Origin of the sequence: Allobosea sp. BE125, from assembly GCF_031456075.1 — a bacterium.
Lineage (GTDB): Bacteria > Pseudomonadota > Alphaproteobacteria > Rhizobiales > Beijerinckiaceae > Allobosea.
The window spans coordinates 598,578-622,960 of the sequence record NZ_JAVDTY010000001.1; the positions used below are offsets into that span (position 1 = coordinate 598,578).

21 protein-coding genes and 1 tRNA gene are annotated in these 24,383 nt (G+C 64.2%); 7 read left to right on the forward strand and 15 right to left on the reverse strand.

The window, feature by feature from the left end; all coding sequences use genetic code 11:
* Nucleotides 1-202: 202 nt before the first annotated feature.
* The 7 genes from J2Y55_RS02755 to J2Y55_RS02785 all read left to right on the forward strand — a co-directional run bounded on the left by J2Y55_RS02755 (nt 203) and on the right by J2Y55_RS02785 (nt 7,684).
* A complete protein-coding gene (locus J2Y55_RS02755) occupies nt 203-1,312 on the forward strand; it encodes an alkene reductase (RefSeq protein ID WP_310147360.1) in 1,110 nt (369 codons plus the stop codon).
* Between the two features lie 137 nt (nt 1,313-1,449).
* Nucleotides 1,450-1,524, forward strand: a tRNA-Glu gene (locus J2Y55_RS02760).
* Between the two features lie 215 nt (nt 1,525-1,739).
* A complete protein-coding gene (locus J2Y55_RS02765; protein WP_310147362.1) occupies nt 1,740-3,188 on the forward strand; it encodes an ATP-binding protein in 1,449 nt (482 codons plus the stop codon).
* Nucleotides 3,189-3,900: 712 nt separating this feature from the next.
* Nucleotides 3,901-5,583, forward strand: a complete 1,683-nt coding sequence (locus J2Y55_RS02770) for an AAA family ATPase (protein ID WP_310147364.1) — start codon at nt 3,901-3,903, stop codon at nt 5,581-5,583.
* A 4-nt stretch (nt 5,584-5,587) separates the two neighbouring features.
* Nucleotides 5,588-6,460: an HNH endonuclease gene (locus tag J2Y55_RS02775; protein WP_310147366.1), complete on the forward strand. Its 873-nt coding sequence runs from the start codon at nt 5,588-5,590 to the stop codon at nt 6,458-6,460.
* A gap of 575 nt (nt 6,461-7,035) precedes the next feature.
* Entirely contained in the window at nt 7,036-7,257 is a 222-nt protein-coding gene (locus tag J2Y55_RS02780) for a hypothetical protein (protein ID WP_310147369.1), read from the forward strand.
* A gap of 160 nt (nt 7,258-7,417) precedes the next feature.
* On the forward strand, nt 7,418-7,684 hold the full coding sequence (locus tag J2Y55_RS02785; RefSeq protein WP_310147370.1) for a hypothetical protein: 267 nt from the start codon (nt 7,418-7,420) through the stop codon (nt 7,682-7,684).
* A gap of 229 nt (nt 7,685-7,913) precedes the next feature.
* Here the strand turns inward: J2Y55_RS02785 and J2Y55_RS02790 are convergent, their stop codons facing one another.
* The 15 genes from J2Y55_RS02790 to J2Y55_RS02860 form a co-directional block, all read right to left on the reverse strand.
* Complete coding sequence (locus J2Y55_RS02790; protein WP_310147371.1) at nt 7,914-8,621, reverse strand: ABC transporter ATP-binding protein; 708 nt, start codon at nt 8,619-8,621, stop codon at nt 7,914-7,916.
* Between the two features lie 10 nt (nt 8,622-8,631).
* Complete coding sequence (locus tag J2Y55_RS02795; protein WP_310147372.1) at nt 8,632-9,372, reverse strand: ABC transporter ATP-binding protein; 741 nt, start codon at nt 9,370-9,372, stop codon at nt 8,632-8,634.
* A complete protein-coding gene (locus J2Y55_RS02800; RefSeq protein WP_310147373.1) occupies nt 9,369-10,424 on the reverse strand; it encodes a branched-chain amino acid ABC transporter permease in 1,056 nt (351 codons plus the stop codon). The genes J2Y55_RS02795 and J2Y55_RS02800 overlap by 4 nt, the downstream gene beginning before the upstream one ends.
* Nucleotides 10,417-11,307, reverse strand: a complete 891-nt coding sequence (locus J2Y55_RS02805) for a branched-chain amino acid ABC transporter permease (protein ID WP_310147375.1) — start codon at nt 11,305-11,307, stop codon at nt 10,417-10,419. Before J2Y55_RS02805 ends, J2Y55_RS02800 begins: the two co-directional genes overlap by 8 nt.
* A 70-nt stretch (nt 11,308-11,377) precedes the next feature.
* Complete coding sequence (locus J2Y55_RS02810; protein WP_310147377.1) at nt 11,378-12,559, reverse strand: ABC transporter substrate-binding protein; 1,182 nt, start codon at nt 12,557-12,559, stop codon at nt 11,378-11,380.
* A gap of 82 nt (nt 12,560-12,641) precedes the next feature.
* Nucleotides 12,642-13,445 (reverse strand): enoyl-CoA hydratase/isomerase family protein, encoded by an 804-nt coding sequence (locus J2Y55_RS02815; protein WP_310147379.1) that lies wholly within the window; start codon nt 13,443-13,445, stop codon nt 12,642-12,644.
* Nucleotides 13,446-13,480: 35 nt separating this feature from the next.
* On the reverse strand, nt 13,481-15,022 hold the full coding sequence (locus J2Y55_RS02820; protein WP_310147380.1) for an AMP-binding protein: 1,542 nt from the start codon (nt 15,020-15,022) through the stop codon (nt 13,481-13,483).
* Nucleotides 15,015-15,539 carry a (2Fe-2S)-binding protein gene (locus J2Y55_RS02825; RefSeq protein WP_310147382.1) on the reverse strand — a complete coding sequence of 175 codons (525 nt, stop codon included), beginning with the start codon at nt 15,537-15,539 and terminating at the stop codon, nt 15,015-15,017. Before J2Y55_RS02825 ends, J2Y55_RS02820 begins: the two co-directional genes overlap by 8 nt.
* Nucleotides 15,527-16,354: an FAD binding domain-containing protein gene (locus J2Y55_RS02830; protein ID WP_310147384.1), complete on the reverse strand. Its 828-nt coding sequence runs from the start codon at nt 16,352-16,354 to the stop codon at nt 15,527-15,529. Before J2Y55_RS02830 ends, J2Y55_RS02825 begins: the two co-directional genes overlap by 13 nt.
* Nucleotides 16,351-19,311, reverse strand: a complete 2,961-nt coding sequence (locus tag J2Y55_RS02835; protein ID WP_310147387.1) for a xanthine dehydrogenase family protein molybdopterin-binding subunit — start codon at nt 19,309-19,311, stop codon at nt 16,351-16,353. The genes J2Y55_RS02830 and J2Y55_RS02835 overlap by 4 nt, the downstream gene beginning before the upstream one ends.
* A gap of 136 nt (nt 19,312-19,447) precedes the next feature.
* Nucleotides 19,448-20,293, reverse strand: a complete 846-nt coding sequence (locus J2Y55_RS02840; RefSeq protein WP_310147389.1) for a helix-turn-helix domain-containing protein — start codon at nt 20,291-20,293, stop codon at nt 19,448-19,450.
* A 148-nt stretch (nt 20,294-20,441) separates the two neighbouring features.
* Nucleotides 20,442-21,470, reverse strand: a complete 1,029-nt coding sequence (locus J2Y55_RS02845; protein WP_310147390.1) for a dihydrodipicolinate synthase family protein — start codon at nt 21,468-21,470, stop codon at nt 20,442-20,444.
* Nucleotides 21,467-22,588, reverse strand: a complete 1,122-nt coding sequence (locus J2Y55_RS02850; protein ID WP_310147392.1) for an NAD(P)/FAD-dependent oxidoreductase — start codon at nt 22,586-22,588, stop codon at nt 21,467-21,469. The genes J2Y55_RS02845 and J2Y55_RS02850 overlap by 4 nt, the downstream gene beginning before the upstream one ends.
* Entirely contained in the window at nt 22,585-24,003 is a 1,419-nt protein-coding gene (locus J2Y55_RS02855) for an FAD-dependent oxidoreductase (RefSeq protein WP_310147394.1), read from the reverse strand. The genes J2Y55_RS02850 and J2Y55_RS02855 overlap by 4 nt, the downstream gene beginning before the upstream one ends.
* Nucleotides 24,000-24,275, reverse strand: a complete 276-nt coding sequence (locus J2Y55_RS02860) for a (2Fe-2S)-binding protein (RefSeq protein WP_310148672.1) — start codon at nt 24,273-24,275, stop codon at nt 24,000-24,002. The genes J2Y55_RS02855 and J2Y55_RS02860 overlap by 4 nt, the downstream gene beginning before the upstream one ends.
* Nucleotides 24,276-24,383 lie beyond the last annotated feature (108 nt).

Below are 24,383 nucleotides of genomic sequence, written 5' to 3' on the forward strand. Positions count from 1 at the left end.
GTATCGATCGTCTCCAAACAGGCCTCCGCGGAGGGAATCCTTTCGGGCATGGCGGAGGCGCTCCCCACGCCCCTGCCATTCCACTGTGTCATGCCTATCTGAGCCTTGTCGAATGCCGATGCCGCCGGGCGCGGGCGCGCTGTCGGGCGTTCAATAGCTAGTCACTCACGCGGCGCCAGCCGCGATCCGAAGGACCACTCCCATGAGCCAATCCAGCTCTGCCAAACCTGCCCTGTTCACGCCGTTTCGCCTCGGCGACATCGAACTCAGGAACCGCGTCGTCATGGCGCCGTTGACGCGCAATCGCGCGACGCGCGGCAATGACGCCCCCAATGACCTGAATGTCGAATATTACCGCCAGCGCGCCGGCGCCGGGCTGATCATCACCGAGGGCACGCAGGTTTCGCAGCAGGGCCAGGGCTATGTCTGGACGCCGGGCCTGTACAGCGAGGCGCAGATCGCCGGCTGGAAGGCCGTGACCGACGCCGTCCATGCGCAAGGCGGCAAGATCATCGCGCAGCTCTGGCATGTCGGCCGCGTCAGCCATGTCTCGCTGCAGCCGGATGGCCAGGCTCCGGTCAGCCCGTCGCCGATCACGGCCAAGACCAAGACCTATATCGAAAGCGGCTTTGCCGAGGTCTCGACCCCGCGCGAGCTGGCGCTGGCGGAAATCCCCGCGATCATCGGCGAGTTCGTCACCGCCGCCGAGAACGCCAAGGCCGCCGGCTTCGACGGCGTCGAACTGCACGGCGCCCATGGCTATCTGATCGACCAGTTCCTGCGCGACGATTCCAACAAGCGCAGCGATGCCTATGGCGGCTCGATCGAGAACCGCGTGCGCTTCGCGCTCGAGGCTGTCGCCGCGGTGTCGAAGGTGTTCGGCAAGGGCCGCGTCGGCATCCGCATCTCGCCGGTCAGCCCGGCCAATGATGCGCGCGATTCCGATCCGCAGGCGCTGTTCACCCATCTGGTGACGAAGCTCAGCGAACAGGGCATCGCCTTCATCCATGTCGTGGAGGGCGCGACGCGCGAGGCGCGCGACTACCTGCCCTTCGACTATGGCGCGCTGCGCCGCGCCTTCAAGGGCGCCTATATCGCCAATAACGGCTTCAACCGCGAGCTCGCCATCGAGACGGTCGAAAAGGGCGAGGCCGACGCCATCGCCTTCGGCCGGCTCTTCATCGCCAATCCCGACCTGGTCGCGCGATTGGAGCGCAACGCCCCGCTGAACGAACCCGATGTCGCGACCTTCTATGGCGGCGATGCCAAGGGCTATACCGACTATCCCGCCCTGGCCGACAAGGCGGCCTGAGCCGCCAGGCTTCGCGGCTTCCAATGTGGTGCTGCGGCGACGGCCTTCGGCCGTCGCCGCGAATTCCTTGCGGGCTTTGCGCAAAAAGCAGTTGCAGAGCGGCCGCAGCCCGATTACACAGCAGCCCTTGCCGCGCTGCTCCCATCGTCTAGCGGTTAGGACGTCGCCCTCTCACGGCGAAAACTGGGGTTCGATTCCCCATGGGAGCGCCATCGGCCAGATAAGCCTCTGAAAGGCTTAAATTCTCGGAAAATCAACGCCTTACTCGGCTCGTGTGTCATACATTTGGCAGTCATGAGCAGCGAAATCGTGCCCAAAACACCCTACTTGATTGTCCGCAACGGCATACCCTTGCGGACTTCGGAGGTTCCATTGCTGGGCACTGCGGGTTCTGATCTACTACATATCGGATTTCGGGGAGGTCGACTTGGACGTCAGGAAAATCGATCACGAGGAGGCGCGAGTAGTCCTCGCCTACGATGAGAACCACTTTCGTGACCTGAAGCGAAAGGAGATCGCCCCCGGAAAACTCACTCAGACCATCTCAGCCTTCGCAAATACGGCCGGCGGAGAACTTTTTATCGGTATTGAAGAGATCAATCGTGGAGCAGATGTTGACCGCAATTGGAGCGGCTTCGCGAATATTGAAGCAGCCAATGGTCTCCTTCAAGCGGTCCACGGGCTATCGCCACTCGGCAACTTCTATGTTGTCCAGTTCTTGGAGTGCGACGGGCTCCCTGGGTTAGTTCTGCATCTTATTATTCAGAAGACCCGTGATCTCATTACGAGTTCTGACGGCGTTGCTTACGTTCGCCGCGGGGCGCAAAAAATACCCGTAGTGGGCGATGAAGCCCTCAAACGTCTTCGGCTCGACAAAGGTCTCCATAGTTTTGAGGACGAAACGGTCAATGTTCCACCGGACACGATCTCCAATTCCGTGACGACCATTGAATTCCTGATCGGAGAAGTTCCATCGGCAGAGCCGGAGCCATGGCTTAAGTCGCAGTTTCTGCTTCACGGGGACAAACCAACCGTTGCAGGCATCCTGTTGTTCGCGGATGAACCTCAGGCCGCGTTGCCAAAGCGGGCCGCCATCAAGGTGTTCCGCTTCAAGACCGCCGACGAGGGGATCGACAGGGAGCGCCTTGCATTCGACCCTTTGACGATTGAGGGCCCGATTTACGACCTGATCTCCAAGGCTGTCGGTACGACAAAGGACATCGTTGAGGGCATCAAACGACTTGGCGAAGACGGTCTAGAAGACATCAGCTATCCCGACGAAACTCTACACGAGATCATTACGAACGCGGTTCTTCATCGGGATTACAGCCACCCCACCGATGTGCAAATCCGCGTCTACGACGACCGGGTTGAAGTGGAGAGTCCCGGTCGCCTTCCGGGGCACATCACGGCGAACAACATCCTGGAAGAGCAGTTCGCCCGTAATCCGAAGATCGTCAGGCTGATCAACAAGTTCCCAAATCCTCCGAACAAGGATGTGGGAGAGGGGCTGAATACGGCCTTCGAGGCCATGAGGCGCATTCGCCTCAAAGACCCTGAGATCACCGAAAATGAAAACTCCGTCACGGTCTTCGTCAGGCACACCAGGTTGCATTCTCCGGCATCGATCGTGGCAGAGTACCTCGACGAGAACCCTACAATTACCAACCAGGAAGCTCGGAGGATTACCGGCATCCGTCGAGATGTTCAGATGAAGGACATCTTCGTTGGGATGCGAAAAAAAGGGGTGATCGAGCAGGTCCCGGGCAAGCGGGGTCGAGCTACGGCATGGCGCAAGGTAGAAGCGGAGCCGGGCATTGACGCCGGGGCCGGTTTGGCCATCGATCGGGTCGAAGTGGATGATGAGAGTGCCTAGACCGAAGAACTTCCTCAGCTCCTGCACCCCGGCGGGGCCATGGTGGGCTCCCAATTTCCTCCCCCCAGCGACAGATAATGCGCCTCAGAAATTTCGTCCAAAATATTTGAAACGAATTGCCTATGGCGTGTGCCTACAGATGCAGGTCTAAGTTATTGAATTTTATAAACGCGATGCGCTTGCCGCCTTCCTCTCACGGCAAAAACCGGGGTTCTATTCCTCGTGGGAGCGCCATTCGGCGCTAAGAAATCAGACGTTTTCTGATGCCTTTGCCAAATGTGATCGGCGAGGATTTGACAAAGCCCAAATTGGCTTGATCGTGTTCTTGCCCATCAATCGCACGGCATGGCCCATTCCATCGCATGCGAGCCGCTCCTGATAAGCGACCCGCGCTTAGAGTTCGGCGTGCGTAATGTCGGTATGGCCGTGGGTGTCCATGATCTGGGGCGTCGTCGCGCCGCCATCCATAGGCATCGATCCGAGCGTCTTGCGAGGCCGTGGATCGTGCATCCCGGCCCTATTCCGGCTGCTGCAGTCCATTCCACCATACGCCCTGCCTGCCCCCTCCATTGAGAATGTCTCACGATCGGCCGTTTAAAGGTCGGTCGGTCCTGGCAGGTCTGCGGCATCGAGCACTTTGCCAAGCATCGGCATGATAGGGAGGCACGTCGCGCGGCCCGCCTTGCGTTGCTTCAGTTCGATCGGATCGCTCTTGATCGCGCTGACCTTCACCGTCGCGATATCGCCTCGCCATCGAAAAAGCAGCGCTGGTCCAGAGCGCGCGTTCTGCACGCAAAAAGTGCGACGCCATGCCCTTCTTTACAGCCATCATTTTGCCGGCCTAAATCCGGCAGGGGGTAGTCCATTGATCCATTTCCATGTGATTCCTAGAAGCGGGAATTTTCCTTCCGAAGGAAAAAACGCGGCTTATCTGAAAATTGATCATTGGAACGATTATTCATTCGTTACAATGTTCGAGGTAGTCATATTTGACGAGAATTCGGCTCGACACGATCTCGGTAACGTTAAAGTTGGTTTCCAGGACCAAACCGAATCTACCTCTACGTTTTCTACACTTACTCCTGATTTCAAAGAGTTGGGGCCGAGTTATTTTTCGGTTGGTCTCGATATCGATTATTATCTGACTTTGTCACGAAAGGTTTCTCGAGAGTTTTGCGATTTTTATCTAGGTTCTCTTCGTGATGTCGCTCACGATGACGCGGTTTTGCAATTTGCTGCTGGCGAGAAGGTATTCCAGGTATCTCATCTCAGGTCCCTGAGTATCAATACAGTTGTTGATCAGTTTCGGCGCGTGCTGTCTGGCGGGGCGCCATTAACCGATTATTCGTTTCGATTTACTCAAGATGAAGGCGAGCGCCGCGCCGGTTACGTGTTGGATTTTGAGGTCAAGGCAGGGTCAACTCCGTCTACGAATATTCATGCGATAATTGGGCGAAATGGTGTCGGGAAGACAACGCTGTTAAATAATATGACCAAGTCTATCGCGCTTCAAAATAATCCAGATTCACGCTTCGAAACTTCTAGTTGGTTTCAGTATGACGTAATTTCGAGCGATTATTTTAGCGGTCTTGTGTCAATTTCATTTAGCGCTTTTGATCCTTTCAATCCGCCAGAAGAGCAATCTGATCCTTCGAAGGGAACGTGTTATTTTTATGTTGGTCTTAAGAATTATGCCGACGACAGCGGCGCATTATTAAAATCTCAGAACGATTTGTCGGATGAATTAATAGAGAGTCTAGCTATTTGTCTAAGTGAGCCCTCTCGGAATCTGAGGTGGGTAGAAGCGATACGAAATCTAGAGTCCGATGACAACTTCGCCGAAATGAATCTTACTCAGTTGTCTGAACTTCGGGGAGAGTCGCTCGAACAGCTTGCGCGCTCGCTGTTGAAGCGCATGAGCTCCGGGCACGCTATCGTTTTGCTAACGATTACTAAATTGGTTGCGAGAGTTGACGAAAAAACTCTCGTTTTATTCGATGAGCCAGAGAGCCATCTTCACCCCCCATTGTTGTCGGCCTTGGTCCGCAGCCTTGGCAGGCTGCTCTCGAACAGAAACGCGATTGCGATCTTGGCGACGCATTCTCCGGTAGTGCTCCAAGAGGTCCCCAGGTCTTGTGTGTGGAAAATCACACGTTCTGGTCTCTCGTCCGCATGGCAGCGACCAGAGACGGAGACCTTCGGTGAAAATGTCGGCTTATTGACGCGCGAGGTTTTCGGCCTTGAGGTCTCGAAGTCCGGCTTTAATGCGCTGCTGATATCGGAGGCCGACCGGAGTAGGACCTACGAGGATGTTCTCGCGACTTTCAACGATCAGTTGGGATTTGAGGGGAGGGCGATCCTGCGCTCCATAATGCACAGGGCCGAGCGGCAATAATCCGATGAAAAAACTATCGTTGCCGGCCGTGAATTTTGCCACTGCCTTGAATGAAGCTATTTCGGGAATTGGTGACGTTTCACAACGCCAAACTTACCAGAGCGCCTTCCTCGACGCGCATGCGATCGAAACCCATTACGCGGATTGCGCAACAGCCGCTACGCTGCACGCGCAGCCGAGGGTGACGACGCTGGACGACCCAATTATTATTGCACATCTTCGAAAATCTGACTTGATGAGGTTGTATACGCAGTATTTCGTCCCAAAAGATAAGGCGGCAAGACGAATTTACGAGGACATAAAGGTTACTGCTAATGGAAAGTGCCCTCTTTGCGGTGGTGTCGGTCATGTTCGAACTTTGGATCATTATTTACCGAAGTCTAACTTTCCGCTTTATTCGGTCATGCCGGCTAATTTGATCCCGTGTTGTCGGGACTGCAATTCTGAAAAGCTTAATGCTTTTGCCGGCGCGATGAAAGATCAAACCCTTCATCCCTATTTTGATCATGATCGATTCTTTGACGATAAATGGATCTATGCGAATGTCATTCAGAGCTCACCTCCCGTTCTAGAATATTTTGTTAGGCCGCCGGAGAGTTGGGATTCATCCCATAAATCTCGTGTAAAGGCGCATTTCGACGATTATGGGTTAGCGGATAAGTTTTCGGTCGAGGCGGCTGCGGATTTGCCGGAAACCATTCAAACGCGGCGAACATCGATGGTGATGAGTAGCCCACAAGAATTTTCGAACTATCTTTCTGAGAAATCTCGGACATTGTCGTTTCCTGTAAACAACTGGCGGCGAGTAATGTTTGCGGCATTAGCGGCGGACGAGTGGTTTTGCGAGCAGGAATTTTTGGAGTCGAGAGACAACTAATGGTTGTCGTCACTGGCTAGGGGTGGTTCAGAGCTTCCAACTCTACCGCCTGCCATGAGACGTTGCGTTTGTTGCCAGCCTTAAGGCGCAGCGAGCTTCGTTTGTTGTGACCGAGCTGGGCGCAGCGCAGCGCTGCGAACATCCTTATTTTCTGACTGATCCCGCCCTGGCTTGGTGGTGACCGCATCTGTTTCTCGCGCGCACTGTTCATGCTCTGAACCAAGCCGTCATCCTGGGCGATCGAAGGTCGTCCCGGGATCCATCGTAGAGAACTGCACTCCACGATGGATCCCGGGACTACGTGGCTTCACAGCTTGTGCAGGGTGACGCAGCGTTTCCGAGCCAAGGCAGCATGTTCTAGATGGCCCGATCCGCAAACTAGCTCGTCAGCACGGCGCAGGCGTCGAGGACATCGTCGATCTCCATCGCTTCATGGGGATCGTGGTTGCCGTTTTCGTTGCGCACGAAGATCAGGCGGACGGGGACGCTGTTCAGGGAGGCGTGTCGCCCACGATCGCGGATGGTCGGGCGCTGGTGGCCGTGCTACCGCGCCCCCTCGGCGATGGGGGACGTGAATGAGTTTGATAAAAGCATTTCAGATCGAAGTGACCTCGGCGACTCAGAGCTTGAAGCAGGTCTTCTTTGTCGAGGCGGATTCGGAAGACGCTGCGATCCTGGCCCTGACGGCCCATTCGGGCTTGCTGTCAGATCCGGTCTTCAAATTGCAGCGGCGCCTCAGCGACTCAGAACTTGATCTGCATCAGATCGGCCCTGGCACAATCAGTCAGTGGATTTAGGCTAGCTGCGGTACGGGTGGATCAGCTTGCCGCCGGCCAGAGCCGGCCGCGGCTGCAGTGACGGGCAAACAGCAGCGCTGACGCAGCCTCTGGCGCAGCCGACCCGTTGCCACCATCTACCGTCCGAGGGCGCCAGCGCGTCCGTGGGCGGGTGTGTGCGATGTGCGAGGGACTCTCCGATTCTGAACTGCAACGGCTCGGGCAGTTGATCTATCTTGAGATGGCCAAGCAGCTCGGTCGCGATGCGCGCAGCATGATCGACGCTGATCACGATCTCCGCGCTGTTGTCGTCGACGGGTCCGTCGATCTGGTCAAGGTCGCGGCCGTGGTGGCCAAGCGGTGCTGTGTGAGTTTGCCTGACGCCGAGATCGTCACGGAGGTGGCGCCGGTCGGCGGCCCGCGCGACGGTCGCTCAAGAGCAGCGTGAGCCGCGCGAGCACCGGCGTCGTAGCCGGATCGATCCCGGTGCCGTGCACCATGTCGCCGGGCCGCTCGTCCTGCCTGAGCCATCCGATCCAGCGTCTCCCGGGGAAGCGCTCGATTCTCCCTTTCGATAGGGCTTGCCCTGTTCTTGGAGCCGGCAGTCGGCATGCGTGGAGCGTTTGCTGCTATGTCCGAGATCCGGGCGATCTGCGCGTCCGCCCGGCGCATCGCAACTAGACAGCGATGAGCCGCAGCAGTTGCTCGCGATCCGGTTGGGACTCGGCCTCGCCGCTGAAGACGATCTGACCGCGCTCGATGACGTGGAAACGGTCGGCGACTGACAGCGCTTCATGCACGTTCTGCTCGACCAGCAGGATAATCGCGCCCTGGTCGCGCAGTTCGCGCACGATCGCGAAGATCTCGGCGACGATCATCGGGGCGAGGCCCTCGCTCGGCTCGTCGATCAGGACGAGGCGCGGCTTGCCGACCATGACCCGGGCCATCGCCAGCATCTGCTGCTCGCCGCCCGACAGGGTCGTGCCGAGCTGGTGGCGACGTTCGCCCAGCCGGTGAAAGCGGTCATAGATGCCCTCGATCGTCCGCTTCTCGTCCTTCGACGAGCGGTTCTTGACCTGCAGCAGGCCGAGCGAGAGGTTTTCCTCCACGGTCAGCCCGGGAAAGATGCGCCGGTCTTCCGGCACGAAGCCGACGCCGGCATGGCAGATGCGGTCGGGCGTCAGGCCGGTCAGCGTCTCGCCGTCGAGCGTGATCGCGCCTTCGCTGGGGCGGACCCAGCCCGCGATGGTCTTGAGCAGCGTCGTCTTGCCGACGCCGTTGCGGCCGAAGATGCCGATGACCTCGCCTGGACCCGCCGTGATATCGACGCCCTGGATGATGTGGCTATGGCCGTAATGGCTGTGCAGTCCGCTGATGGCGAGCATGGCCGGTTCCTCAAGCATGTCCGAAATAGGCGGCCTGGACGGCAGGATCGGCCCGCACCAGATCGGGTGGGCCTTCGGCCAGCTTGCGGCCCTGATGCATGACCACGACATGGTCCGACAGGTCCATGACGAGGCCGATATCGTGCTCGATCAGGAGTATGGTGACGTCGTCGGTCAGGCTGCGCACGAGCCTGGCCGTCTGCGCCGTGTCGCCATGGCTCATGCCCTGCGTCGGCTCGTCGAGCAGCAGGATCTTCGGTTCCGAGGCGAGGCAGACCGCGATCTCGAGCCGGCGCTGGTCGCCATGAGAGAGATTCCCGGCCAGATCGTCGCGCTTATGGGCGAGCTGGAAGCGCTCCAGCATCTGGCCGGTCTTGGCCAGCGCCCGCGTCGAGCGGTCGACCGGCAGAAAGGCACGCCCGGTCGGCTCCAGCACCTGCGCCGCCAGCCTGAGGTTCTCTGCGACGGTCAGTTCCGGAAACAGGCTGGTGATCTGGAAGGAGCGCGAAAGCCCGGCCGCCTTGGTGCGCTCGGGCGCAGCACCTGTCATGTCGACGCCGTCGATCAGGACCTGACCATGATGGGGCTTGAGCGCGCCGCTGATCAGGTTGAACAAAGTCGACTTGCCGGCGCCGTTGGGCCCGATCACGGTTGTGATCCTGTGGCGCTGCGCCTGGAAGCTGACCTGATCGACGGCTTTGAGCCCGCCGAAGGAGATGCCGAGATCGCGAATGTCGAGAACGGGCTTCATGGGGAGGTCCTCGCGGTTTCGGCGACGATCGCGGGCAGCCCCGCTGGGTCTGCCTGTGGGCCGGGGGCAAGGCGCCGGCGCGAGAGCCAGGTTTCGATGGCGGGACGCACGACGCCCGCCAGTCCCTTGGGCAGGAACATGACGCACAGCATGAAGAGCAGGCCGATGACGATGAGGTGGTGCTCGGTCCAGCTGCCGATGATCGATTTCAGGATGACGAGCAGGACCGAGCCGTAGATCGCGCCGATCAGCGTGCCGACGCCGCCGAGCACCACCGAGATCACCGCATTGCCGGAGGTCGCGAAGAACATCAGCTCCGGCGAGACGAAGCCGCGCAGCATCGGATACAGCGCCCCCGAAAGCCCCGCGATGACGCCGGCCAGCACATAGGCTGCCATCCGCGCGCGCCAGACCGAATAGCCCAGGAACGGCACGCGCTTCTCGTTGGCCTTCAGCGCGGTGAGGACGCGGCCGAAGGGCGTATCGAGCAGATAGGCGGTCAGCGCGTAGAGCGCCATGATGATGACGAGCACGATCAGGAAGAAGCCGACCGGGCTGCCCGCCGAGACGGAGAACGGCCCCAGCCCGATCTCGATAACGGGGATGCCGATCATGCCGTCGGAGGCGCCGAGTTCGCGGGTGTTGTAGACGACCTTGGCCATGACCTGCGCCAGGCCGAAGGTGATCAGCGCGAAATAGACGCCGCGCACCCGGTTGGCGATCAAACCGCCGATGACGGAGGCGATCAGCGTCGCCAGGAAGGCTGCAGCCATGGCGAGCCAGAAGGACGGCAGCTTCATCAGCGTCAGCGCCGAGACATAGGCGCCGATGCCGAAATAGAGTGCCTGGCCGAGCGAGAGCGCGCCGGAATAGCCGAGCAGCAGGTCGACCGACAGGGCGAGCCCGGCGAAGATCAGGGCTTCCGTGCCGAGCCGCAGATAGAAGGTGTCGCCGGTCGCGGCGCCCGTCGCGGCGAGGCCAAGCGCGGCGAGGACGAAGAGCAGCGCGAGCAGATGGCTCGCGCGCATGGATTGCGTCAGCCGGTCATGCATGGCCGAGCCTCCCAAACAGGCCCTGCGGGCGGAAAACCAGGAAGGCGACCATGGTCCCGAACACGATCGGGTCGGTCCAGACCGGCGAGATCACGAGGCTTGCCAGCGCCTGGACCTGGGTCAGCAGGAGGCCGGCGACGACCGCGCCCCAGATCGAGCCCATGCCGCCGACGATGACGACGGTGAAGGCAAGCAGGATGAAGTCGCGCCCCATGGTCGGGAAGACCGAATAGATCGGTGCGAGCAGCACGCCGGCGAGCCCGGCAAGGCTGACGCCGAAGGCAAAGGTGCCGGCATAGACCAGCGACACGGGCACCCCGAGCGAAGCCGCCATGTTGCGGTCGAAGGCCGCCGCGCGGACCATCGCGCCCAGCCGCGTCTTGTAGACGACAAAGGCCACGCCCAGCACGATCGCCGCGCCGACCAGAATGAGGAAGATCCGGTAGTTCGGCAGGATGATGCCGAGGATCTCGGTCGCGCCGGGGATCGGCGTCGGCGGGCGCTGGGTGTTGGCGCCGAAGACGATCTTCAGCACGTCTTCGACGATGAGGCCAAGGCCGAAGGTCACGAGCAGCGTGGTGACGTGGCGGTCCCTGCTGTCGAAGACCGGCCGGATCAGCAGCCGTTCCGCGGCCATGCCGAGCGGGATCATCAGCACCGGCACCAGCACCAGCAGGAACCAGAAGCCGATGCCGGCCGCGCCGAGCGCCAGCGCCGCATAGGCGCCGATCGCGTAGAACTCGCCATGGCTCATGTTGATGACGTCGAGCATGCCGAAGATGATGGTCAGCCCCAGCGCCACCAGCACGACCGCGACCCCGAGCGCGAGCCCGTTGACGACCTGCGGGGCGAGGACGAATTGAAGATAGTCGATGGGGGTCATGGCGGGGCCTCGATGAAGGGCTCGGCGCTGTCGCCCCTCCCCAGAAGGGGGAGGGGCGTGCCGTGGCGGCTCAGAACCGCGTGCAGGTGTCGGGGCCGATGGCGTTTTCCGAGGAGACGTTGTCGATGATGTCGAACTTGCCCTTGGTCACGCGCACCACATACATCGGCTGCATCGCCTGGTGGTCGCCGGCGCGGATGGTCTTGGTGCCCTGCGGGGTCTGCCAGCTCAGGCCGCGCAAGGCCTCGCGGACCTTGTCGGTCTCGGTCGAGCCCGCCTTCTCGACGGCGGCCTTGTAGGCGAAGAGCAGGCCGTAGCTGTCTGCCCCGTAGAGATCGGGATCGGTCTTGTTGGCCGCGCGGAAGGCCGCGACGAAGGTCTTGTTCGCGGGGCTGTCGATCTGCGGGGAATAGCCGACGCCGGTGGCGAAGCCCTCCGCGGCCGCGCCGATCGCGGTGATGTTCTGCGAGGTCACGGTGCCGGATGCGCCCACCACGGTCAGGCCCGTGAGCAGTCCGAAATCCTGCAGCTGCGTCAGCAGCCGCACCGTGTCGTTGCCGGCGACGGAGGTGTAGAGCACCTGCGGGCGGGTCGCGCGAATCTGGCCGAAATACTGCGTGTAATCCTTGGAATCGAGCGGCGCGAAGACCTCACCACCGGTCGCCGAGCCGGTCTTTTCGGCGCTGCTCTTGAACGCGGCGACGGTTGAGCGCCCCATCTCGTAGTCGGGCCCAAGATAGTAGACCTTGGCCTTGGGCTTCTCCTTGGCGAGCCAGGCCGCGAGCGCGACCGACTGCTGCTCCGCTCGCGCATTCACCCGGAACATGTTGGGCGAGCATTTGTCTGTGGTGATCGAGTCGGCGAAGGAGACCGTCGTTGCCGCGAGCTTGGCATTGCGCTCGGCGAGCTGGGCGACGGCGAGCGTCGAGCCGGAATTGACGGTGCCAGTCAGGAAGTCGACTTTTTCGACCTGGAAGAGCTTCTCGGCCTTCTGCACGGCAACCGACGGGTTCGCCTCCTCGTCCTCGAACAGCAGATTGACCTGGCGCCCGGCGATGCCGCCGGCCGCGTTGATTTCCCTGGCTGCAAGTTCGAGCCCCCAGCGGACCTGCTGGCCGATCGGCGTGTAGGTACCCGAGAGCGGCGTGACCACGCCGATCTTGATCGGGCCCGACTGGGCGAATGCACTCCCGCTCGGGGCTGTTGCGGCAAGCAGGCCGGCGGCGAATATCGTCTTGGCTGCGGTCTTCATGGTCGTTTCCCTCAGGTTTGTCTTGTTCTGGTTGGACAGCTTCAGGCGGTCGCGCGGCGTGTCCTTCGCCGCGCGGATGGGCTCAACGCCCGCTGAATTTCGGGGCGCGCTTGGCGTGGAAGGCCTCGACGCCCTCGCGAAAATCGTCGGACTGGCGCAGGCGGCTGTAGCAATGCCCCTCCAGTTCGATCGCGATGGCGAGCGTCGAATCCTCGGTGTCGTTGAGCAGCTTCTTGGCGGTGCGCTGGGCGATCGGCGAGAAGCCGCGCAGTTCCTCGACCAGCCGGTCGGTCGCCGCTTCCAGCTCGGCGTCGGGTACGCATTCGGTGGCCACGCCCCAGTCATAGGCCTGCTGTCCGGAGATGCGCTTCGAGCGCATCACGATGTCCTTGGTCCGGGTGATGCCGACCATCTTCTGGAGCCGAGCGGAGCCGCCCGAGCCTGGAATCTGGCCGAGCTTCTGCTCGGGCAATGCGTATTGGCAGGTCTCCGAGACGATGCGGAAATCGCAGGCGAGCGAGATCTCGAAGCCGACGCCGAAGGCGTAGCCGCGATTGGCGACGATCACCGGCTTGGTGCAGCGCGCGGGGGCGGCGATGTTCCAGGCTAGCTTGGAGACATGCTCCGGGGAGGCTTCGAGGAAGCCCTTGATGTAGCCGCCGGAAGAGAAGTTCTCGCCGATGGCGCGCAGCACGATGACGCGGACGCGATCGTCCTCGTCCAGCGCCTCGAACACCTTCCGCAACTGGTCGCGCTGCGGCATCGAGATGACGTTCATCGGCGGGCGGCCGAGGATGACGTCGGCGCGCTCGCGGGCGGCGTCGATCTCGACGCTGAAGCCGTCCAGATCGGCCAATGCGGGATGAAGCGGGGTCGGGGCGTTCATAGGGTTGGTCTTTCGCTCGTTGTGAAGGGAGACGGTCATCCGGCGGTGGCGGGCTGTTCGCGTTCGTAGGCGCCGGCCACCAGTTCGCGGCGCAGCAGCTTGCCGACGGGCGATTTCGGGATGGCCTTGACGAATTCGAAGCGGCGCGGGCGCTTGAAGTTGGCGAGCCCGGCTGCCTTGCAATGCTGGTCGAGTTCGTCAGTGGTGACCGGGCCCGCGCGCTGGACGAAGGCGACGACGATCTTGCCCCAGCGTTCGTCGGGCAGGCCGACGACGGCGACCTCGGACACGCCCGGATGCAGCGAAAGGCAGCTTTCGATCTCGACCGGGGAGACGTTCTCGCCGCCGGTGATGATCATGTCATCGACGCGGCCTGAGACGTAGAGGTCGCCATCGCCGTCGAAATAGCCGGTGTCGCCGGTGAAGTACCAACCGTCCCGCAGGGACTTGGCGTCTGCCTCGGGGCGCTTCCAGTAGCCCTCGAAGGCCTCGTCGCTTGCTGCGAGCGCAACGATCTCGCCCTCTTCGCCGGCGACGGCGAGCTCATGCGCCGAAGCCGCGCCGAGCTTGACCACGCGGATGAGCTGGTTCAGCCCGGCCCTGCCGGCACAGCCGGGCTTGTCGGCGGCCTTCTGGTTGATCGTGAAGGTGTAGATTTCCGACGAGCCGTAATGATTGACGAAGAGCTCCGGGGAAAACGCTTCGGTGAGCTTGCGGAGCAGTCCGTCGGTCATCGGCGCGCCCGCGAAGCCGAGCTTGCGCACGCTGGTCACGTCCGTCCGTGCGAAAAGCGGGTGGTGGACGACGTCATGATAGAGCGTCGGCACGAGATAGAGATTGGTGATCGCCTCGGCCTCGATCAGCGCCAGCGCCTGGCCGACATCGAAGCGCGGCTGGCAGACGAAGACGCCGCCGATCAGCGACATGGCGATGAGCGAGCGCACGCCCATGGTGTGATAGAGCGGCATGACGCCGAGCGTGCGCTCGCCGTTCGCATAGAGGTTCTGGGCGACATGGGCGAGGCCGGCCATGCGCTCGGCCCGGTGCCGGCGCGGCACGCCTTTGGGCTTGGCCGTGGTCCCGGAGGTATAGAGCATCAGCGACCAGGCATCGGCGGCGACGCGCGGAACGACCGTGGCAGCAGGCTCCGCCACCATCTCGGCGAAGCTCAGTTCGGCCTGGCCCGCATCGGCACCCACAGTGATGCGCGGGATGGATGATGCGAGCCGGCTCTCGCCGATCGCCGGCCCGGCGACGGCTTCGAACGCGATCGCACGGGCGCCGCAATTCTCGATGACGAAATCGATCTCGTCGGCTTTGGCGCGCCAGTTGATCGGCACGATCGTCAGCCCCGCGAACTGGCAGGCCCAGTGCAGGGTCGCAGCCTCCCAGCGGTTCTGCAGCACGGTCACGAGATGCTCGCCGGCCTTCAGGCCCATGCCGTCGAAGGCCGCGACCAGCGACGAGATTCGCGCGAGCCATTGCGCATAGCTCAGCCGGACATCGCCATCGACGATCGCGAGCGCATCGGGATCGCGCGCGACGCTGGCCATGAAGCTGGTGCCGAGATCAAACATGGGCAGGTTCCGGGAGGGATGGCGCATCGCGCAACTGGGCGGCTGCATCGAGGGCGGCCCGGATGATCGGCGTGTAGCCGGTGCAGCGGCAGAGATGTCCGCCAACGACCTCGCGCAGCTCATCCTCGGTCGGGTGAGGCTGCTCGCGCAGGAAAGCGTCGAGCGAGATCAGGATGCCGGCGGTACAGAAGCCGCATTGCAAAGCGTGGTGGCGGCGGAAGGCCGCCTGCATCACCGACAGCCTGTCGGCAGCGGGGCTCAAGCCTTCCACCGTCCTGACATCGCGGCCTTCGAGCTGGACCGCCAGCGTCAGGCAGGCGCGTGCCGGCGCGCCGTCGATCTGGATGGTGCAGGCCCCGCAGACGCCGTGCTCGCAGCCGACATGGGTCCCGGTGGCGCCAAGGCCATGACGCAGCGCGTCGGTTGCCAGCAGACGCGGCTCGGCTTCCAGCGACACCGGCCTGCCGTTCAGCGTGAAGGCGACGCGGTGGCGCGTCGCGGCGCTCAGGCGCGACATGACAGCGCCTCCGCGATCGTCTCACGGCCGAGCGAACGCACCAGATCGCGGCGCAGCCGCGCGGTCGCGTGGAAATCGTCGCGCGCGTCGAGATCCCAGGCAAAGGCGTTGAGCGCGTCGGACAGGGCGGACCCGTCCAGCAAAGGAAAGCTGCGGCGCTCCGGCTTGTCGGCGACGCCTGCGACGGCGAGGTGAATCGCATCCGCCGTCACCACCGCGGCACAGCCGACGATGGCGAAATCGCCGTGGCGGCGCGCGACCTCCTTGAAGGCATGGCCGGTTCCGGGGCGGGCGGCCGGGAAGACGACTGCTTCGATCAGCTCGTCATCGCCCTTGTCGGTCACCATCATGCCGGCAAAGAAATCGCCCGCTTTCACGGTTCGGCTCGCTTTGCGCGAGCGCAGCCTGATCTCGCCGTCGAGGGCCACGAGGCAGAGCGGAATCTCGGCGCTTGGATCGGCATGGGCGGCCGAGCCGCAGACGGTGCCGCGCGCCCGTGTCTGGTAATGGCCGAGCCAGGGCAGCGCGGCCGCCAGCAGCGGCTGTTTGGTACTGAGGTCGGGCCGGCGCATCAGCGCGGCCTGCCGCACGCCGGCGGGCACGACGATGGCATCGCCCTCGCGCCGAACCTTGTCGAGCCCGGGGATGCCCATCACGTCGATCAGCACGGCGGGCTTCGCCAGCCGCATATTGAGCATCGGCAGCAGCGATTGGCCGCCGGCGATGATGCGGGCATCCGATCCATGCCGGGCGAGCGCGTCCAGGGCCTCGGAGAGGTCGCCGGCACGGATATAGTCGAAAGCCGAGGGCTTCATCCGCGCCTCCCCAACAGGCGGGCGAAGAAGCCGGTCCTGGCGCTTGCAGGGGCGGCCTTGCGCGCAAGCGCCGCGAAGAACTGCCCGATGATGGCCTTGGCCGCGCCGTCGAGCAGGCGTCCACCGATGGCCGCGACCTTGCCGCCGACAGCGGCCTCGTAGCTATAGGAGATGACGGTCAGCCCGCCTTCGCCAGCCGACAGGATCACGCGGCCGGACCCGCTGCCGGTGCCGAGCGCGCCGGAGACCGAGCCGGTCAGCGTCGCGGCCTTTGGCTCATCGAGGTCCGAGAGCCTGATCTCGGCCTTGTAGCGCCCCTTAACCGGGCCGACGCCGAGCGTCACATCGGCTTTGAAATGAGTCTCCGACAGCTTCCTGACGCCGTGGCAGCCAGGGATGATCGATGCCAATTGCTCGGCGTCGAGCAGCATCGCCCAGATCGCTTCGGGTGGGGCCGCGACCTTGGCCTGTCCTTCCCCGCGCAGCGTGCGGTCGCCGGGCTTGGCTGCGCCCAGCAAGGCTGCCCGGCCGCGCTCCGATGCCGGCCTCGCCGGCTCGGGGGCGGCGACGAGCGCGGCGACCCGCGCCGGCGTCAGCGGCAAATCGAGCTCCGCCACCCCGAGTGCGTCGGCCACGGCATTGGCGAGGCAGACCGGCGTCGACATGCAGTTGCCTTCGCCGACGCCCTTGGCGCCGAGCGGCGTGAAGGGCGATGGCGTCTCGATATGCAGGATCGCGATATCGGGCGTCTCGGTCGCGGTCGGCAGCAGGTAGTCGGCGAAGGTGCCGGTCAGGAAAGCGCCGTCATCGGCATAGGCGAGTTCCTCGTAGAAGGTCGCGCCGAGCGCCTGCGCGAAGCCGCCCCTGATCTGCCCCTCGACCATGCCGGGATGCAGCACGCGCCCGCAATCATGCATGGTGACATAGCGGTCGATGCGAACCTTGCCGGTATCGACATCGACCTCGACGCCCGCCATGTCGAAGATGAAGCCATGGCAGAGCGAGGAGTTGACCTGGTCGTCCTCCGTGGGAGCCGACAGCTCCGGCGGCGTCCAGAAGGCGGTCTCGCGGATCGCCTGATCGACACCGTCGGGCAGCAGCGCCGGCGACCAGTGCGAGAGAGCGGCGATGCGGCCGAAGGGCAGTGTCTTGGTCGCGTCGCCCGCCGCGAAGACGGCGCCGCCCGCAAACCCGATCTGAGCGGGTGCGACGTCGAACTGGCTCGCGGCGATCGCAGCCAGCTTGTCGCGCAGGCGGGTGGCGGCCAGATGCGCCGTGCCGGCGACCGCAGCCGCAAAGCGGCTCGAATAATTGCCCGATGCGATCGACCAGGCGTCCTTGCCGGTATCGAGATCGACGACGACGCTGATCGCTTCGCGCGGCAGGCCGAAGACATCGGCCACGACCTGCGCCAGTACCGTGCGATGGCCCTGTCCCTGCGGCACGGAGGCGACATGGACGCTGACCGAGCCGACGGGATCGAGCGATACGGTCGCCGTCGCCTGCGCACCGTTCTTAGGGCCGGCCTTCTGCCGCTCGGCTGCGGTGAGAACCGTGGTGATGTAGCCCATATTGGAGACGCTGGGCTCGACGGTGGCCGCAAAGCCGATGCCGTAGCGCCTGCCGGCGGCGCGGGCCTCATTGCGGCGCCTCTCCAGCTCGGCGAGCCTGCCATCTGCCACGGCGAGGTCTATTGCCTTCGCATAGTCGCCGGAATCGTAGAGCGCGCCGGAGGCTGTGCGGTAGGGAAACTGCCCGCGCTGAATGAGGTTGGCACGGATCACGGCCAGCGGATCGAGCCCGAGCGCGACGGCGATGCGCTGCATCAGCCGCTCCAGCGCATAATACACCTGCGGGCCGCCGAAGCCGCGGACGAGGCCGGTCGGGGCCTTGTTGGTCAGCACGACGCGGTTGCGAATGGCGAGATTCCGGATGTCATAGGCGCCGGTCATGTTGCCGTGCATGCGGTAGAGCGTGGCGGGCTCGGGCGCGCGCGGATAGGCGCCGCAATCCTCGACCTGGTCCCAGTCCAGCGCCGTAATGCGGCCCTCGCTGGTGACTGCGGCCTTCAGCGTCGTGACGCGGTTCGTCGCCGCCACGGCGGCGCTCAGATGCTCGAGCCGATCCTCGATCCATTTGACCGGGGCCCCGGCCAACCGCGCGGCAACGCCGATCAGCACCGCATAGGGCGCGACGCCCTGCTTGACGCCGAAGCTGCCGCCCGAATCGGGCGGCATGCGCAGGCGCAGCCGGTTGCCCGGAACCTTCAGGCAGCGCGCCATCACCGCATGGATGCTGAACGGTCCCTGGAAATTGGCCAGGATCTCGTAGGCGTCCTCATGAGGGTCGTAGTCGGCGACGACGCCGAAGGTCTCCATCGGCGAGCCGGTATTGCGCGGATAGGCGATGGAGACTTCGATGCGGTGGGCGGCCTCCGCGAAGGCGGCCTCCGGCTCGCCATAGCGAAAGAAACGGTCGCTGACGAGGTTGGCTCCGGCCTTGTCGTGGAGGACCGGCGCATCGGCCCCGAGGCTCGCCAGCGGATCGACGACGCAGGGGCGCGGTTCGTATTCGATCTCGATCGCGTCCAGAGCGTCCTCGGCGAGATACCGATCCTGGGCGACGACGATAGCGACCGGCTCGCCGACATAGCGCACGCGCTCGACGGCCATCGGCCAGTTCTCGACCGCGACCTTGAGCCCGGCGACCATCGGCGTCGTCAGCCTCGCGAGGTCGCGGCCCGTGACGATCGCGGCGACGCCGGGCATGGCGGCGGCAGTCGCTGCGTCTATGGAGAGGATATCGGCATGGGCATGGGGCGAGCGCAGGATGGCGGCATGGAGTGTGCCGGGCCTGACGCCGAGATCGTCGATGAAACGGCCACGGCCGGTCAGCAGGGCCGCGTCCTCGACGCGCTCCACCGATTGTCCCGTCCATGTGATGGTCTCTGGCCGCACCGTCGCCTGCTCCCGATGACGCGCTCTTGATGGGCGTCTGGGGCGGGAGGCTCGGCGATCAGCGGTCGTAGCGCGATCCCGCAGGGTCTCGCTACTTACCGAAAAGTCTCAAAATGATGCGGCGGCGGAAGGCTTCCTATCGACCCAGCCGCGCCACCTGCCGGAAGGCGCTCGGCGCGACGCTGCAGTGATCGCGGAAGAAGCGGGTGAAATGGGCGGGCACGCTGAAGCCGAGCCGGTCCGAAATCGCCGAGAAGGTCTCCTCGCCCTCGACGATCGCACCTACCGCCATCTCGACCTTGACGACGTTCAGGAAGACATGCGGCGTCACGCCGGTCGAATCCTCGAAGATGCGAAAGAAATGCGCCCGCGAAAGACCTGCCTCCTTCGCCAGCCTGTCGATGCTGAGAGGAGCGGCCGGATCGGTCCGCATCAGCGAAATCGCCTTGCCGACGCGCCAGTCGATCGCATTGGCGCGCGCGATCTCGCGCAGCGAGGCGCCGATAGTGCGCCAGGGTGTGAAACGCTCGATCACCGCGATCATCAGTTCCGAGAGCAGGCTCTCCTGCCGATGCGAGGCGCCGGGCTCGTGAACCATCTCGGCGGCAAGGTCGAGCGCGGTCTGGCGGATATGTGCCGTAACCTCGCCAGCCGAATGCTCGAAGAACCCCGGAGCGCCGCTCGCGGCCCAGTTCGGCCTGAAGCTGCGCAGCCAGTCCGGCTCGATATACAGCGCCAGGATCAGTGCGTTCTTGCGGCGCGAATCGTGAATATAGGCGTGGCTCTCCCAGGCATTGACCAGCACCGCGAGATCATCGGTCAGGGGCGCGACATGATCGCCGACGAGGAACTGGGTATCGTCGCCATCGACCTTGAGCAGGACATGGCAATGGGGATGCGCGTGCCGGACCAGGCTTCGGTCCATGTCGAGCAACGCCACCCGCCCGAAGGCTCCATGCGCAATGCGCAAGGCATCCGACATGCCGTTTCCTCGCTCCGGCTGATTTCCAGCTCTTGATCCCCGTCCTCATACAGTAGCGGTCGCCTTACCGGTGCTGCAAGCATCGTTCCCGCGTGGGCCGTTTCGAGATCATGCCGTGGCCGCAGTCATGAAGCGTCGCTCGGCTGGCTCATCGGCTGGCTCGCCTTCCCAGTGCTGCTCCCGTGACGGCGTCCACGCCAATGGGCCGACTCTCGTAGCCGGCGGTCTGGAGGGCCGCCGCGAGCGTGCGCAGTTCGTCCTCCGTCACGGAGGGCTGCGGCGGGCGCAACACATCGTTCGGGAGGCGCCCTAGCAGCTTCAGGCAGGCCTTGAGGCGTGCGGTCGCGCGTCCGCCCGGCGCATCGCGATAGACGGCGACGGAGAGCGGATAGAGCTTTTCATGCACCGCCCGCGCCCGCGTCCAATCGCCGGCCTCGGCCGCGTTCCAGAGAGCCACCACGAGTTCCGGCACCACCGCAGCCAGGCTGACCTGGCTGCCAGCGCTGCCGATGATGTAGCTCGTCAGCAGATGCTCGTCGCCCGAGCCCAGCACGCTGAAATCGGGGCGAAGCTTCTGGATCAGCCGCAGATTTTCCTCATAGGCCGCTACTTCCCAGCTTCCCTCCTTGATCGCCAGGAAGCGTGGATCCGTCACCAGGCGCCCCAGCACGGCCGGCGAATAGGCCATGGCGCCGGCGCTGACCGGCGCGCCGTAAAGCATCAGCGGCGCGCTCGTGGCGTCGCGTACGCGCTCATGATGCTCGATCACGCAGGCATCGGCATGCCCGAGCGCCCAGCTATTGGGCGGAAACACCAGCAGCCCGTCGGCGCCGGCCTGCTCCAGCACGGCCGCTTCGCGCGCAGCCTCCAGGCTGGATTCATGGTTCACGCCGGAGACGATGAGGCACTCACGCGGGCACTGTTCGCGGGCGATCTCGACGACACGCCGCTTCTCGGCCAGCGACAGCACGAAATTCTCGCCGGCATGGCCGTTGACCAGCAGCCCATTGATGCCGGCAACGGCGGTGACGGACGCAATATGCTGCGCCAAGGCGGCCTCGTCGATCGAGAAGTCCGGCTTCATCGGCACGATCGTCGCCGCATGGATGCCGCGCAGGCGTTCGGAAAAGGACTTAGTTTCGGATAAGAACTTGGTCTCGGAAACGGATTTGGTCATGCACGGCCTCGCGCGGCGTCGCCCGGCGAAAGCAGGCGATCGATCGGAAAGAGCGGAAGTTCGGGTTCGCGCCCGAGCAGATGGTCGGCAAGCAGGCGCGCGATATAGGGGCCGCTCGTATAGCCGGAGTGGACGCTGCCGCAGACATAGGCGCCGTCAACGCCGGGAACGGGGCCGACGGCGGGCAGCGCATCCTTCGTCTCGGCCTCGAGCCCGGCCCAGGCGCGCGCCAGCCTTGCGCTCCGCAGCGCCGGAATGGCGTGGCAGGCAAGGCGGACATTGCCGATAAGCCGGTCGGGCAAGAGCTCGACGCCGCCTCGCTCGCGATCACCCAGGCCCTGCCAACCGCCGCCGATCACGACGGTGCCATGCGGATATTGCTTCAGCGAAAGCAGGCCGTTGGCGATGCCGACGACGGTGCGCATGACAGGGGCGACACGCTCGCTGACGGCGAGCTGGTTCACCAGCGTCTTGATCGGCAGATGCACGCCGAGCCAGGCCAGCATGGGTTCGAGCCAGACACCGCCCGCAAGGACGATGCGACGCGCGCGCACCAATCCGGCTGGCGTCTGCAGGGCGAAACTGCCCGCCTCACGCTCGACACCGATGACGGGCATGTATTCGCGCAGCGCGACGCCAGCGTCGAGAAGCGCGCGGCGATAGGCGAGCCCGGTCAGATAGGCGTTGGCGAAGCCGTCGACGCGGCAGTAGCCGGCCAGCCGCACCGTGTCGGAGACGCCTGGCTCGACCGCGCTGGCCTGTGCGCCCGTGATCAGCTCGATCGGCGCTCCCGCCTCGCGCCGCTTGCCGGCGCGATAGGTCAGAAGCTCCTCCTCCCGCTCAGTGAAGGCAAGCGAGAGCCCGTCGCAGATGACGACCCCGACCTCATGCCCAAGCCATTGCCGCGTCGAGGCCCACATCGCATGGGCGCGCAGCGCATAGGGAATCAGCGCGACCCGCGTCATCTGCATCGTCAGCGTGCCGGCATTGACGCCGGACGCCTCGCGGCAGAGGGCGCCGCGCTCGAGCAGGGTCACATCCATGCCGCCGCGCGCCGCGAACAACGCGACGGTCGCACCATGCACTCCTCCCCCGACAACGGCGAGATCGTGGATCACAGGGGGGCGGGCTCCGGAATGGGGATGTCGGAATAGTCGAACGCTCCCATCAGGGCGTCGAACGGCACGGGGCGCAGCGGCGGTCGCCCGGTCCAGTAGCCGGCCCGCTCGCGCGAGCCGACCTTGCTCGCCAGCAATTCGGCCGCGACGTCGCCGCACATGCGGCCCTGGCACGGGCCCATGCCGCAGCGCGTGAAATGCTTGAGCTGATTCAGGTCATGTGCGCCCGCTTCATGCGCCGCATCGATCTCGCTGCGCGTCACATCCTCGCAGCGGCAGACGACCGTCTCCGGCGCGATCGCCGCGACCTGCGCCGGGCGAAGCGCCATGATGCCGGCCATCGCGTCGGAGAAGGGGCGGGCACGCGAGATCGCGGCCAGGATCGGATCTGCGATCTGCGCAAACCGGTCGGCAGGCAGGGCGCCGGCATCATGGGCAGCAGTGAGGCCCGCCAAACGCCCGGCCTGCTCGGCGATGATGGCGCCGCGCAGGCCGGCGCCGTCGCCGCAAGCAAAAAGGCGCTCGACCGTCGTTCGGCCATAGGCGTCGAGCACCGGGACGAAACCGCCACGCAGGCGATCGAAGCGATGTTCGGCGCGCAGGAGCTTCGTGACCTCGGCGCCCGGAACGAGCCCATGGCCGATGCAGAGCGCGTCGGCCTCAAAGGTCATCTCCGCTCCGCTCGCATAAGCCCCGTCACCACCGACAGGCGCGATCACGATGCGCTCCAGCGCCTGTTCACCCTGCGCCGCCTTCACGGCATGGCCGAAATGGAGAGGAACGCGCGCGGCGCCGATCTTCACAGCCCAGCCCAGGCCGCGCCCGAGCAGCCGTGGCTGCGTCGCCAATGATGGCAGGGCCGCGAGCCAATCGCGGCGGCCGGCGAGATCGACAATTCCCGCCACGTCGCCGCCGAGCTTGAGGATGCCGGCCGCGACGGCGACGAGCAGCGGTCCGCAACCGGCGACGACGACCTTCCGCCCCGGTGTCACGCCCTGCGACTTGATCAGCACGGTCGCGGCGGCAAGGCCGATGACGCCCGGCAAGGTCCAGCCCGGAAATGGCACGACGCGCTCATGCGCGCCCGTCGCAGCGATCAGGCTTGGCGCCTCGACGGTCTCGTTGCCCTGTGGACCGAGCGCATCGACGCGAAAGCCTCCACCGACCGACCAGATGCGGCGACCGAAGCGCAAATCCACCTTGGAGGCAGCGATCCGGGCCCGCAGGGCGTCGCCGCTACGCGCCTCCGCAGAGACGGGGAGGCCCGTGAGGCCAGGCAGCGGCTGACGCCAAACCTGTCCGCCGGCACCGTCCTGCTCGTCCAGCAGGGCCACCTTCAGCCCGGCCTGCGATGCCGTCATTGCTGCATTGGCGCCGGCCGGACCGGCTCCGAGCACGATCAGGTCATGCGTCACGGCACGCCCCTCAGCTCGACCGCCATGCCGGCGCGCACCGGCGTCAGGCAGGCTTGCCGCAGGGCGCCATCGACGTGGAGCACACATTCCTGGCAGACGCCCATATGGCAGAAAGCGCCTCGCGGAGCCCCGGCATTGGGGCTCGCGCGCAAGCGCAGGCGCCCGGCCAGGGCAAGCGCCGTCGCGAGCGAATCCCCCGCGCGCGCCGAGATGCTGTCGCCATCGACCATGATCGCGACGAGCGGCCGCTCGTCCTGCACAAGACGCTTCATCACCGCGCGAACCCATCCTCGCCTGCCTGCGGATCGAGCAGGCCGTGACGCCATTTGCGACTTTACAGATCGCATGAATGTATACAAACTGTCTACCGTTCATGCAAT